Raw genomic sequence first — 13753 nt, 5'->3', positions numbered from 1 at the left:
CTGTTCCTTTTAGTGATTGTCGCGTGGCATGAAGTCTCGCGCGATATCGCGGTAGTTTTCGGCACCCTTGAGCGTCATACCGCGATCCAACCGATCTACTTTTTCGCGGAATATTTCCTGCCATGGGGATTGATTGGGCGGCATTGTATACCCACCCTTTGCCTCCAAATCGCGGGCGCGTTCATGCAGCTCTTCAAGCGAAACCAGCATATCTGCAGTGCCTTTGCTTAGATCGATGCGCAGTCGATCGCCAGTTCGCACCAAGGCCAACCCACCGCCCTCTGCAGCTTCTGGTGAAGCATTCAGGATAGACGGGCTTCCTGAGGTGCCGGATTGCCGGCCATCACCGATGCAAGGAAGGGCTTCGATGCCTTGTTTCAACAAATATGCAGGCGGACGCATGTTCACGACTTCTGCGGCACCCGGGTACCCTTTTGGTCCTGCTCCGCGCATAATCAGAATACAGCTTGCATCGATTTTTTCGGCGGGATCATCGATCCGATGGTGAAAATCCTCGGGCCCGTCAAACACAACCGCCCTGCCCTCAAATGCATTAGGATCATCCGGGTTCGACAAGTAGGTCTCTCGAAATGCCTGCGAGATCACAGATGTCTTCATTATCGCACTCTCGAACAAGTTGCCCGAGAGATTGATGAACCCCGCTTGTGGCTTAACCGGGCTACTGACAGGCTTGATCACGTCGCCATTCTGAGACCGGCGCGTCGAGCAATTTTTGCCTATCGTCTTACCGTTCACCGTTATCGCATCGGGATGCGGCAGCAATCCAGCATCAAGAAGCTCTCCGACAACGGCGGGAACACCCCCAGCCTGTTGGTAATCTTCGCCCAGATATTTACCCGCAGGCTGCATGTTAACCAACAGAGGAACGTCGTGGCCAAGCTTCTGCCAATCATCGTTGTTCAATGGAACACCAAGATGCCGGGCGATTGCATTCAGGTGGATCGGCGCATTTGTCGATCCGCCGATCGCCGAGTTTATGACAATCGCATTCTCAAAAGCCTGACGTGTCATCACATCACTGGGGCGTAAATCCTCCCAGACCATGTCCACAATGCGTTTACCCGTTTCATAACTGATTTGACCGCGCTCTCTGTACGGGGCTGGTATGGCTGCTGATCCTGGCAATTGCATACCCAAGGCTTCAGCAAGCGAATTCATGGTCGTTGCTGTTCCCATCGTATTGCAATACCCCACCGAAGGTGCCGCGGCGGCTGCGATCTCCATGAACTCATCGGTGTCGATTTCATCAGCCGCAAGGTCTTCGCGCGCTTTCCAAATAACCGTTCCTGATCCTGCGCGCTCACCTTTCCACCAGCCGTTGAGCATTGGGCCGACCGACAGGGCAATCGCAGGGATGTTGACGGTCGCAGCGGCCATAAGAAGTGCGGGCGTGGTCTTGTCGCAACCAATGTTCAGAACAACGCCATCAATCGGATACCCGAATAGACTCTCAACCAGGGACAGATAAGCCAGATTGCGATCGAGAGAGGCCGTTGGCCGTTTACCGGTCTCTTGTATCGGGTGGACCGGTATCTCGATGCACGTTCCCCCGGCGGCGATGATCCCGTCGCGAACGCGTTTGGACAACTCGATATGATGCCGGTTGCAGGGGCTCAAATCACTCCCGGTCTGAGCAATCCCAATGATCGGCTTGCCCGATTGCAGTTCTGCGCGGGTCAATCCGTAATTCAGGTATCTCTCTAGATACAATGCCGTCATCTCAAGGTTCTCAGAATTCATGAACCACTTGCGAGATCGCAGATCATTTTTTGATATTTTAGTCATTGGCCTGACCATCCCCCATCAATTATGTGCGTGTGTCCCGTGGTGAATGCACTTTCATCGCTCGCCAAATAGACGACCAATGCAGCAATCTCTTCTGCCTTCGCTACACGCCCCATGGGCTGACGCGCCACAAATTGTGCAAGGGCTTCTTCTCTGCTGCCCAGTTGCTCGCCCAACGCATCTACGCGGTCACGCCAACTGGGACTGTCGACTGTTCCCGGACAAATGCAATTGCACCGAATTCCTTGTGTTATGAAGTCCACGGCTACCGATTTCGTCAGCCCAACAACAGCAGCCTTAGTCGTTCCATATACAAAACGATTTGGCGCACCGATTATGGAACCCAATGCGGAAGACATGTTGATAATCGAGCCTCCTCCGCGCTCTAGCATCCCCGGCAATACAGCCTTTGTTGTGCGCACCATTGAACGCACATTCAGGTCCATGGCGAAGTCCCATTCTTCATCGGTTGCATCCAGAATAGTTCCATGATGCACGAACCCGGCGCAGTTGAACAAAACATCCGGCCGCGCTCGCGCGACCCCATGATGAATACTGTCATTATTTGTCACATCCATCTCGAAAATTTCGAGATTTTCGAGATTCCGATCGCGAATCAAATTTAGTTTTTCAGGGTCAATATCCGTCGCATAGACTTTCGCACCCTCTCTTGCCATCGCAATTGCGCTTGCAAGTCCGATCCCTTGTGCGGCGGCTGTAACCAGGACGTTTTTTCCCTTAAGTCTCTCTGACATATATATTTTCCGACCCTAAAAGTGGCGACTGGACAAGTGTTGCTTCGTCCCACAGATCAACCGAGAAGCAAAGAAACCTTGGTGGATTTGCAACGACTTCTGGCATGTGGGCCCAGAGCCGTTAGCGTATGACAGAGATTTTGGTTTGGCCATAACCATGCGTGGCGCACCTTCGGAAGGACAGAGGATTATGAACAAGCAGTTCAAAGTAGCTCTATTGGGAACCGGCCTGATGGGCGCTCCTATGGCGAGGAATATTTTGCGCGCCGAATTTCCGTTAACTGTATGGAACCGCAGCTTGGATAAGGCAAAACCGTTGACGGCGGAAGGCGCGACATTGGCGGAAACTGCCCCGCTGGCGGTTTCGGGTGCAGACGTAATTGTAACGATGCTGTCGGACGGATACGCGAGCGGCGCGCTACTTTCTGACGAGGCTTTCCGCAAACAACTCAAACCCGGAATGATCTGGATTGATATGTCCAGCGCCAAACCCGAACACGCCCGAGAACAATCCGCGCAATTGTCTTCGATGGGGTTGCAGCATCTGGATGCCCCGGTTTCCGGCGGCACCAAAGGTGCCGAAGCTGCCACGCTTGCGATCATGGTCGGTGGTGATCAGGACGTTATGGAGCGCGTGCGACCGGTTCTGTCAGCAATGGGCCGCCCTGTGCATGTAGGCCCAAGTGGTTCTGGTCAATTGTGCAAACTGGCCAACCAGACGATTGTCGCTGTGACTATATCGGCTGTCGCCGAAGCGACTTTACTGGCTCAGCGAGGCGGGGCCCACCCTGCCGCGTTGAGGGCTGCACTGAAGGGGGGATTTGCTGATAGCATTATCTTGCAACAACATGGCGAACGCATGTCCAACGGAAATTTTGTACCCGGAGGTTTGTCCAAGTTTCAGTTGAAGGATTTGGACAACACGCTGGAGGAAGCGCGAAGCCTTGGCGTTGAGCTACCTAGCACCCAATCTGTGCGCGACCGTTTCGAATATCTGATTGACGAAATGGATGGGGCCGAACTGGATCATTCGGCTTTGTATCTAGAACTCAAAAAACGGAACGGAATGCTGTGACGCGGATCCTGATTATAGGCGGCGGAGGAATGCTGGGCCAGAAACTGGCCCATCGCGTGTCGACCCAAGAAACCTTTGGAGCCGATGCCCAAGTTTCACTGTTCGATCTCTCGTTCCCGCCCGACAGTGCGGCAGGTAATCAAGTTGTGGGGAACTTGACTGCGTCAGGCATAGCTAAGTCTTTTGCTACGCAGCGGCCAGACGTCATTTTTCATCTTGCAGCTATCGTTTCAGGCCAAGCTGAAACAGACTTTGCGTTGGGTTGGGATGTAAACCTTATGGCAACGTGGGCACTGCTGAACGCACTTAAGGATGAACACGAGGCATCAGGAAGGGAGTACACACCTCGCCTGGTTTTTGCCTCGTCCATAGCAGTTTTCGGGTCACCATTCCCTGAAAAGATAAGCGATGAATTCCTCTCGGCACCTTTGACAAGTTACGGAGCGCAGAAAGCGGCGGCTGAATTGATGATCACGGATTTCAGCAGGAAAGGATATATCGACGGTGTTTCCTTGCGCTTGCCCACTTTGTGTGTGCGCCCGGGCAAAGCCAACGCTGCCGCTTCGTCCTTCTTTTCAGGTATAATCCGAGAGCCATTGAATGGGGATGAGGCTGTCTTGCCAGTTGCCGAAACTATTCGACACTGGCACGCTAGCCCCCGCGCCGCTGCGACTTTTTTGACCCACGCCGCAACATTGGACACGCAGCTTTTGAATGACCGACGCGCCTTGAACATGCCAGGTGTCAGTTGCACCGTCGCCGAACAAATCGAAGCTCTGCGCAATGTCGCCGGTCAAGACGCTGTTGGCCTAATCAGGCGAAAACCAGACAAGGCAATTGAAGGAATTGTCAAGAATTGGCCGCGCGACTTTCAAACAGATCGCGCTCTGAAGCTGGGGTTTGAGGCGGAATCAAGTTTTGATGAAATCATTCAGGTCTATTTGGAAGACGATTTTCGGCCTTAGTCGCCCATCGTCTTTCCGGTTAGATGGCGTTTCAGATGATTGTGGATTTTCTCCCGTGTTAACTGCTCATCCCCTGATAATGCCGCTTCAAGTATATCTGCATGATGCCTTATGTTCTGAGAAATGAACTCAAAGTTCCGGTCTGCCACCATCAACTGTTGTCTGAATTGCGCGTAAATCCGGCTATGCAATTGTTTTAAGGTTTCCGAGCCACAGGCAGAAATAAGCGTCTGGTGAAACTCCTTTTCCGAGGCAAACCAGATCTCGACAAGGTCGCTTGGGTCGTCCGTGGCGTGAATGCGTTTTTCGATATGGCTGAGTTTGTGATGTGCAGCCGTCAATCTTGCTTCCCAATCCACCCCGCCATTTCGGATCGACATTGCGGTACCTTCGGCCTCCAACAGAACACGGACATGTGTCAATTCGATAAGCTTCTGCGGTGAACGCATTGGTACGCGAAAACCTTTTTGTTCCTGAAAGTCCACCAGACCAACAGCGGCCAAACGAAAAAGGACTTCACGAACCGCACTTGCGGAACAGCCATACACTTTACGTAGTTCTTCGGCCCGCACCTTGGCTCCATGCTCGAATCCATTAGAGATCAGGCGCATCTTAAGGTCTTGATAAATATCTATTTCTTCGTTCATACCGGCATGCACCTTAAAGTTTTGTCCAAGTAGCGTCCTAACCTTTTTTTCGAATTATCGCAAGAATCTCGAAATTTTTAGAAATTTCAATTTTTTCTTGTTGCATTCGATTCGTCGGCTTAACGTTTACCTGCGTGACAGCAAAGGAGGCGGCAAGATCTTCCACACCGCGCAACGCACAACGTCTGGGAGGACAATATGAAAATAGTCAAGACAGCGGCCGTGGCGGCCGTAGCCACGACAATGGCAGCCGGTTTCGCAATGGCTGAAACAACGAAGCTTAGAATTCAAACGCATTTTTCGCCCGAAACTCTGTCTGGCCAGATGGCTGCAAAATTCGTTGAAGACATTCAGGAAATGTCGAACGGCGAAATCGAAGTTGAAATGTTCTATTCCTCTTCGGTGGTCAAATCAGTTGAAACCTTCGATGCCGCGGCTACGGGAATTCTGGATTGCGACATGACGGGCGGCGGCTATCAGACCGGGAAAAACCCGGCCTTCCAGTTTGCGGGTGACCTGCTCGGCGGATATCAGAACCCATACCAGCAAATGGCTTGGCTTCTTCATGGCGGCGGAAGAGAAGCTGTAAACGATCTATACAACGGCTACGACATGGAGTTCATCGGATGGTGGATTCCCGGGCCGGAGTCGCTTTCTTCGACCAAGCCGATTGCAAAAGTGGAAGACTTCAAGGATTGGAAATTCCGCTCGCCTCCAGGCCTTGCAACCAAAGTGTTCGCGGAACTTGGTGCTTCTCCGATCGTGATGGACTTCAACGAAATCTTTACGGCCTTGGAAACCGGCATCATTGATGGTGCGGATGCTGCGAACCTGACTAACAACGTGGGCCTCGGTCTGTACGAGATCGCCGGTCATACAAACTATCCCGGTTTCCACTCGATGCCTGCAGATCATCTGGCCTGTCGCAAAGACGTCTGGGAAGCGATGCCTGCGCACCACAAGAAGATCATGGAAGTCGCAATGGATAGCCTGGCATTGCACAATGCGACAATCAATGAAGTGCAGAACGCTCAGACTGCAAAAGACCTGAAGGCAAAAGGTGTTCAGTTGTACGAATGGTCGCCTGAAGACCTGGCAGCGTATCGCGCGGCCGTTCAGGTTGGTTGGACTGAATTCGCAACGACTCCTGAGGCACAGGCGCTTTTGGAAAGCCACATCAACTTCCTGCGTGACCTGGGCGCAATGCAGTAATCAGGCTTCGACCGAATTAGGACACTCGGAAAGGCCGCACCAGCGGCCTCTCCGCATCTGCGCCAGGATTCAGAACTTCATGAAAATCACCAGAATTATAAGTCATGTACTGCAGTACGACATGCCGGAAGTTCTGGGCTATTCGCAACAGTATTATGACAGGCGCACAACCCATCTGGTCGAGATTCAGACAGATGAAGGGGTAACCGGTTGGGGCGAGTGCTTTGGTCCCGGAAACGTAGCCATAGCCAACAAGTCCATCGTCGAAAAGGTCATCCAACCAATGGTCCTCGGCTTGGACCCTTTGGACAAAGACGTGATCTGGCACAAGGTGTACAACCTTTTGCGAGACCATGGCCAAGGCGGAATGCCAATACAGGCTTTGTCCGGGGTGGACATCGCACTTTGGGACATTACCGGAAAAATCTCTGGCCTCCCCCTCCATAAACTTGTCGGGGGCGCGCATCGCAAAAGCGTTCCTTGCTACGGCTACGGCATGATGCTCCGGGATGAACCGATTTCTCATTTGGCCAGCCGTTTTGAGGATGAAGCCGCAAAGATCAAGGCAATGGGATTTACCGCCACCAAAATGAAAACGGGCTTTGGCCCGAAGCCTGATGTGAAGCTGTGCGAAGCAGTTCGACGCGGAGTTGGTGACGACTTTCCTTTTATGGTCGATGCGAACCATGCCTATACGACTTCGGACGCGTTTTTTGTCGGTCGGGCGCTGGAAGAACTGGACGCATATTGGTTCGAAGAACCCGTCGCGCCAGAAGACATGGAAGGATACCGAGAATTGCGCGCTTCGCTTAAAGTCAACATCTCGGGCGGAGAGGCGGTATTCAATCGCTGGGCCTGGCGCAATCTTCTTGAAAATCGCGGCATTGATATAGCGCAGCCAGAAGTATGCGCTTTGGGCGGTGTTTCAGAGTATCTCAGGGTACTGGCTCTATGCCACGCACATTTCACTCCGGTCGTAAATCACGTCTGGGGCAGCGCCATCGCCGTCGCAACTAATCTGCACCTACTGGCGGCCATGCCATCAATTCCAGGCGGTTTGCATCCATGGGAGCCGATGCTGGAGTTCGACACAACGGACAACAAATTTCGGGACGATCTGCTGACCGTACCGCTGGAAATTCAAAATCAGGTCAAGGCCAATAATGGCCGTGTCATGATCCCGACTGGCCCCGGACTGGGTGTCGAGCCGGATCGAGACTTTATCGATCATTACAGGATCGAAGGATAGGGACGAGGGTTACGCGATGCACAAGAATTCAGGCGGACCAATTGAATGGCTCATACCGTTGGCCTTCGTCGCGACTGCCAGTTGGCTTGTTTGGCATCTTCCAGCATTCCTGTTGGATTGGCTGCCTTACACCTCTGAATCCCTCAAAAGTCAGGTAACGGAAATATATCTACGCAGCGACGTCACGCCCGAATTACCTGGTGTGTTCGGGGGGTTTGTCGACATCATCGACGTGGCTGCGCTCGTCCTTCTGCCGTTTCTTGCAGTGATTGGTACAAAGACCGTGCGCCCGGCGACGATGGAGTTCGAAGGCTCGACGGTTATGGATCGTTTCGCCCTGTTCATAGGCCGAGTTACGATGATGATGATCGCAATCATGACTGTCGTCATGCTCTACGAAGTCTTCATGCGCTATATCCTTGAGAAGCCGACCGAGTGGGCCAACGAAATGACGCTCTGGTTCGCCAGCTTTGTGTTTTTGATGTCTGGCTACTACGCCATGCAGCAACGCAGTCACATACGAATATTCCTGCTTTACGACGCAGTTCCACGTTGGCTTCAGCGCGTTTTTGACACGGTTTCAACAATACTGATCGTCCTGTTTGCCTTCTTTCTGGTCTACGGCAGTTACAAACAGGTGTTCGTCAACAAGCTCTATAAATGGGAGCTTTACGGCTCCGCCTTCAATCCTCCGATCCCGGCGACGTTGCAGCCGATGGTACTGATCGTGATTACGCTTGTCGCAATGCAGGCAATTTTGAACTTGGTTGCGGATTGGAACAAAGAACCGGAAATCCACACAGATGAACCGGACGAAGACGAAATTGAAATGATCAAACGGGCGGTGGGACAAGACTGATGGATATTGGAACAATCTCACTCATCCTGATGGTCGCCCTGATCATTCTCCTGGCGATCGGGATGCCCCTGGGTCTGGCCTCGGCTTCGCTTGCGGTTCTGGTTCTTGTCCTGAAGTTCGAACCGACACTTCTTTTGAACCCGTTTTCATTCGGCGACGGGATTCTCACCGGGCGGCCAGGCACTGGGCCACTCTATATTCTGGCGCAAAAGATATACGGGCTCTTAACGGACTACGTGCTTATTTCCGTGCCTTTGTTCATCTTCATGGCGTCGCTGCTAGAGCGGTCCGGGATCGCGCGCGACATGTATTCGTCGCTGAATGTCTGGCTGTCCAGAACGCGTGGCGGTATCGCGATCGTGACCTCGATTATGGCAGTGATCATGGCGGCCATGTCCGGCATCATCGGCGGTGAGGTTGTCCTGCTGGGCCTGATCGCCCTGCCCCAGATGCTGCGCCTCGGCTATGATCAGAACCTCGCGATCGGCGTCATCTGTGCCTCGGGGTCGCTGGGGACCATGATCCCACCCTCGATCGTTCTGATCATCTATGGGCTGATCACCGAAACCTCGATCAAGTCGCTGTTCACCGCGTCTTTCATTCCCGGCTTCATGCTGGCCTCGATGATCATCCTGTACATCATCATTCGCACGCGGCTAAATCCTCACCACGCGCCGCTTCCGGAACCGGACCCGAGCGACCCCGAACCGGCTGAAAAGCGCAAACTGTTTGCGGCCTTCATGAGCATCGTCGTCGCCGGATTTTCTACCGTTCTGTTTATCCGCGCTGCGTTTTTCGAGCTTTCCGGCTCGAACGCTGCCAGCCAGGGCGAGCCCGCACGGCTGGGTACGGCTGACTACCTGCCCTGGTTTGCCGGCATCACGATCATCGCCCTTCTGCTGATCTTCTTCGTCTTTGGCAGACAGCGCGCCAAAATCGGGTGGGAAATGGGCAAAGGTCTCGTCGCGCCGCTGGTCGTCATCGGCGTCGTGCTCGGCTCGATCTATGGCGGGATCACGGGCATCACCGAGGCTGCGGGCATGGGTGCCTTCGCTGTTCTGATCATCGCCATTCTGCGGGGCGAAGGATCATTCGAGCTGGTTTGGGACAGCTTGATGCGGACGCTGAAATCAACAGGCACCATCATCTGGGTCACCATCGGGGCCGCCGCGCTGGCGGGTGCCTACACCATTGCCGGCGGACCTCAATACGTGGCCGACCTGATCGTCGGGCAAGACCTGCCGACCATGCTGGTCATTCTGGTAATGATGCTGATCCTGCTGTTCATGGGCGCGTTCATGGATTGGGTCGGCATCGTGCTGCTAATCATTCCGGTCTTTCTGCCGATCGTCCTGCGCCTTCCTATCGAGGAAATCGGTCTCGTTGGCGAGTTGCAACCGAGTCATGTCGCGATCTGGTTTGGCGTCGTGTTCTGTATGAACATGCAGGTCAGCTTCCTGTCCCCCCCGTTCGGCCCGGCTGCGTTCTATCTGAAATCTGTGGCTCCGCCGCATATCAGCCTGACGGATATCTTCCGCGGCTTCCTGCCATTCATCGGGATCCAGTTGCTGGCACTTTCCGTTCTTCTGATCTGGCCGGGCATCATCGCGCTGCTTTTGTGAGGTTGCACACATGCTGACACAAGATCAGATTGGCAAGTTCCAGACCGATGGATACCTCGTGGTCGAGGATGTAATTCCCGGCAATGTCCTGGATCGGGTGCAGTCCGAATACTCGGATGTCCTGAACCGGCTATATGACGGTTGGTACGATAAAGGGCTGGTCAAGGACGAACCGTCCGGGATGTCCTTCTGGGACAAACTCCTGTCCGCCTATCAGGCCGGTTGCGACTATTTTCAGCCATTGGACATCTCATTGCCCGGCGACCGGATCATGGCTGACACACCTTTCCATATTGGGCCCGCCGTGTTCGACTTGCTGACGGCCCAACCCATGCTGGACATCGTTGAGCAGTTGATCGGGCCAGAGTTGGTCAGCAATCCGATCCAGCACGTTCGGCTGAAGCCCCCTGCCCTCAAGCTGTCCAAGGACGAGGTGCGGGCGCATATCACCGCAACGGACTGGCATCAGGACCGGGCAGTTGCGTTGGAGGATGCGGACCAGACCGACATGGTCACGGTCTGGATTGCCGTCAACGATGCAACGGTCGAAAACGGCTGCCTGCAAGTGCTGCCTAAGGCAAAGGACCAATCCATCCTGCCGCATTGCGCGCGGACTCAGACAGGCATTGCCGACGGGTTCATTGACGAAGACCGCGCCCTGCCCCTGCCTGTCAAGGCGGGCGGGATCATCCTGTTTCACCCTCTGACACCACATGCGTCGCTGGTCAACGAAACGGACCGGTTCCGCTGGTCGTTCGACATCCGCTTCAGTGCAGCAGGCCAACCCACCGGTCGAGACCATTTCCCAAGCTTTATCGCGAGGTCCAGATCACGCCCCGAAACCGAGCTGCGGGATTGGCGTGTCTGCAAGTCAAATTGGGAGGCGGCGCGGGCAAGGCTGTCCGGGCAACCGCACATAGATATTCACCGGTGGACATCGGACTCGCCCTTTTGCGCTTAGATTCGGCTGCCAGGAAAGCTGATTATGACTTTTGTACGTTTAGATCGAATGGATAGCGTGGTGGTTGCAACTCGGCCCTTGGAGGCCGGCAGTGTGGTCGAGGATGTCACGACCAATGCGCGCATCCCGTCGGGCCACAAGGTCGCCACGCAGATGATTGTACCGGGCGATCCGGTGAGAAAATTTGCCCAGATCATCGGTTACGCGACCCAAATGATCCACCCCGGCGATCATGTGCATACCCACAATGTCGAGTTCCGCAACACCAGCGTGGACTATGAGTTTGCGACGGATCACAGGCCTATGAGACCCGCCGCTTCGGTCGATACGTTCATGGGCTACCACCGGGACAGTGGTCGGGTCGGTACGCGGAATTACATCGCGGTTCTGACCACCGTGAACTGTTCGGCGACGGCGGCTCGCATGATCGCCAATCACTTCACGCCGGACAAGCTGGCCGAGTATCCAAATGTCGACGGCGTGGTGGCCTTTGTCCACGGAACGGGCTGCGGAATGGCCGATTCAGGCGACGGTTTCGAAGCTCTTCAACGGGTCATGTGGGGGTTTGCGAAACATCCCAACCACGCTGCCGTTCTGATGGTCGGTCTGGGCTGTGAGATGAACCAGATCGACTGGCTGTTGGATGCGTATGGGTTGAAGCAAAGCCCCACTTTTCAGACGATGAACATCCAGAACATCGCCGGACTGCGCCGGACCGTGGAAATGGGCATCACCAAGATTAATCAGATGCTTCCCATTGCCAATGAGGCGCGGCGCAGCGAAGCCCCTGCGTCCGAATTGATGGTTGCGCTACAATGCGGTGGATCGGACGCCTGGTCCGGAGTGACCGCGAACCCGGCGCTCGGACGCGCCTGCGATCTGTTGGTCGCCCAAGGCGGCACGGGTGTCTTGGCTGAGACGCCCGAGATTTACGGAGCCGAACACCTTTTGACCCGCCGTGCCCTTGATCGCGCAACCGGGGAAAGTCTGATCGGACTGATCGATTGGTGGCAGGACTACACCGCCCGCAATCACGGTTCGATGGACAACAACCCAAGCCCCGGCAACAAACAAGGGGGTCTGACGACCATCCTTGAGAAATCGCTGGGGGCGGCGGCGAAGGGCGGAACCAGCCCTTTGACCGGTGTGTTCAAGTACGCCGAACCCATCCCCGCCAAGGGCTTCACCTTTATGGACAGCCCCGGATATGACCCAGCCTCGGTGACAGGGCAGATCGCTGCCGGGTGCAACCTTGTGTGCTTCACCACGGGGCGCGGCTCTGCATTTGGATCGAAACCGGCGCCCACGCTCAAAATCGCCACCAATTCGGAATTGGCAGCGCGCATGCCTGAAGACATGGACGTTGATGCGGGCGACATCCTGACCAAAGGCGTCAGCGTCGAAGAAAAAGGACAGGAAATATACCGACGACTGCTCCAAGTCGCCTCGGGTGAGCAAACCAAGTCCGAGGCGCAGGGCTTGGGTGATTACGAGTTCGTTCCCTGGCAGATCGGAGCGGTGATGTGAAACGGATCCTTGTAGCCGGCGGCGGATTGATAGGTATCCGCCACGTGTGCGCCGTGATCGAGCATCCCGGCTGCATGTTGGTCGGGTTGGCCGATCCGGACGGCTCGATCCAGATCGACGCGCCGCGTTTTGCCAGCATGGACGAGGTGCAGGACCCGGTGGATGGCGTCATCATTGCAACGCCGACCCGCCTGCATGCCGAACATGGCATTCTGGCCGCATCCCGCGGTTGGCACATGCTGATCGAAAAGCCGGTTGCCGCGTCGGTCGATGATGCCCTGCGCCTGAAGACGGCCGTTCGTCAAGCCGAAGTCCGCAGCCTGGTGGGGCACCACCGGCGGTATCACAGCACCTTGCAGCACCTGAAAAAAGTGATCGAGAAAGGTGCGATCGGACAAGTCATCAACGTCTCGTTGTTGTGGGCCATGCGCAAGCCCGAAAGCTATTTTGAACAGAACTGGCGGACTTCGGATGGCAGCCCGGTCATGATCAACCTGGTGCATGATATCGATGTCCTGCGCTTTGTGATCGGAGAAATCTCGGATGTCGTCGCCCTGCCCGGTGCGTCGATCCGCGGATCGGATCGGATAGAAAGCGGCGCGGTCGCGATTGCGTTCGAAAACGGCGCGACGGGCGCCATCAGCTTTGCTGACACCGCGCCCAGTCCCTGGGGGTTTGAAGCCGGAACCGGCGAAAATCCGAACATCGGCACGACCCACCAGGACATGATGTGGATCACGGGAACCAGCGGCGCTGTCAGTTTTCCCTCTATGACCCTGTGGCGCGGAAATGATTGGAGCACTGCGGCCCAAAAAAACCAACTTACACGACCGGAACAGCAACGCGCACCGCTGGAGGCGCAACTGGATCACTTTCTTGACGTGATCGACGGCGCGTCTCCACTGATCGACGTCGAGGATGCGGCCCGGACGCTCGAAGTCACATCAAGGATCGAAATGGGGCTTAAGGCGCGATCAGCTCGAGTGCGGGCGCCGGCCTGATGTACATGCGGTCCGGCAATATACCTGCCACTCAAGAACCAGCGATTGTCCTCCGGGCGAATTAGCATCCAAAC

12 protein-coding genes are annotated in these 13753 nt (G+C 55.0%); 9 read left to right on the top strand and 3 right to left on the bottom strand.

All coding sequences use genetic code 11. The features are described 5' to 3' along the window. Positions 1–9 precede the first annotated feature (9 nt). Positions 10–1806 carry an IlvD/Edd family dehydratase gene (locus tag GOW09_RS01650; RefSeq protein WP_171115150.1) on the bottom strand — a complete coding sequence of 599 codons (1797 nt, stop codon included), beginning with the start codon at positions 1804–1806 and terminating at the stop codon, positions 10–12. Continuing rightward, positions 1803–2561, bottom strand: a complete 759-nt coding sequence (locus GOW09_RS01645; RefSeq protein WP_171115147.1) for an SDR family oxidoreductase — start codon at positions 2559–2561, stop codon at positions 1803–1805. The genes GOW09_RS01650 and GOW09_RS01645 overlap by 4 nt, the downstream gene beginning before the upstream one ends. A 157-nt stretch (positions 2562–2718) precedes the next feature. Here GOW09_RS01645 and GOW09_RS01640 point away from each other — a divergent pair, with 157 nt between their 5' ends. Beyond that, a complete protein-coding gene (locus GOW09_RS01640) occupies positions 2719–3636 on the top strand; it encodes an NAD(P)-dependent oxidoreductase (protein ID WP_371808008.1) in 918 nt (305 codons plus the stop codon). Beyond that, a complete protein-coding gene (denD, locus tag GOW09_RS01635) occupies positions 3633–4601 on the top strand; it encodes a D-erythronate dehydrogenase (protein WP_171115141.1) in 969 nt (322 codons plus the stop codon). The genes GOW09_RS01640 and denD overlap by 4 nt, the downstream gene beginning before the upstream one ends. On the opposite strand, the gene GOW09_RS01630 is transcribed toward denD, so the two are convergent. Beyond that, positions 4598–5248 (bottom strand): GntR family transcriptional regulator, encoded by a 651-nt coding sequence (locus tag GOW09_RS01630; protein WP_171115139.1) that lies wholly within the window; start codon positions 5246–5248, stop codon positions 4598–4600. The genes denD and GOW09_RS01630 overlap by 4 nt on opposite strands. Before the next feature lie 198 nt (positions 5249–5446). On the opposite strand from GOW09_RS01630, the gene GOW09_RS01625 reads away from it, so the two are divergent. From GOW09_RS01625 to GOW09_RS01595, 7 genes are all read left to right on the top strand, one after another. Continuing rightward, entirely contained in the window at positions 5447–6460 is a 1014-nt protein-coding gene (locus GOW09_RS01625; RefSeq protein WP_152458529.1) for a TRAP transporter substrate-binding protein, read from the top strand. Positions 6461–6539: 79 nt separating this feature from the next. Next, the gene (locus GOW09_RS01620) at positions 6540–7709 is read left to right on the top strand and encodes a mandelate racemase/muconate lactonizing enzyme family protein (RefSeq protein ID WP_171115137.1); all 1170 of its coding nucleotides are present in this window, start codon (positions 6540–6542) and stop codon (positions 7707–7709) included. Beyond that, positions 7660–8568, top strand: coding sequence for a TRAP transporter small permease subunit (locus GOW09_RS01615; protein ID WP_371808007.1), 909 nt, complete (start codon positions 7660–7662; stop codon positions 8566–8568). The genes GOW09_RS01620 and GOW09_RS01615 overlap by 50 nt, the downstream gene beginning before the upstream one ends. Next, positions 8568–10190: a TRAP transporter large permease subunit gene (locus GOW09_RS01610; RefSeq protein WP_171115135.1), complete on the top strand. Its 1623-nt coding sequence runs from the start codon at positions 8568–8570 to the stop codon at positions 10188–10190. The genes GOW09_RS01615 and GOW09_RS01610 overlap by 1 nt, the downstream gene beginning before the upstream one ends. A gap of 10 nt (positions 10191–10200) precedes the next feature. Then, positions 10201–11151, top strand: a complete 951-nt coding sequence (locus GOW09_RS01605; protein WP_171115133.1) for a phytanoyl-CoA dioxygenase family protein — start codon at positions 10201–10203, stop codon at positions 11149–11151. A gap of 24 nt (positions 11152–11175) precedes the next feature. Continuing rightward, positions 11176–12678, top strand: coding sequence for a UxaA family hydrolase (locus GOW09_RS01600; RefSeq protein WP_171115131.1), 1503 nt, complete (start codon positions 11176–11178; stop codon positions 12676–12678). Continuing rightward, positions 12675–13679, top strand: coding sequence for a Gfo/Idh/MocA family protein (locus GOW09_RS01595; protein ID WP_171115129.1), 1005 nt, complete (start codon positions 12675–12677; stop codon positions 13677–13679). Before GOW09_RS01600 ends, GOW09_RS01595 begins: the two co-directional genes overlap by 4 nt. Positions 13680–13753 lie beyond the last annotated feature (74 nt).

Origin of the sequence: Ruegeria sp. HKCCA5463, assembly GCF_013034175.1 — a bacterium.
Lineage (GTDB): Bacteria > Pseudomonadota > Alphaproteobacteria > Rhodobacterales > Rhodobacteraceae > Ruegeria.
Note: the sequence above shows the minus strand (reverse complement) of the source record. Positions and strands in the feature narration are given on the sequence as shown.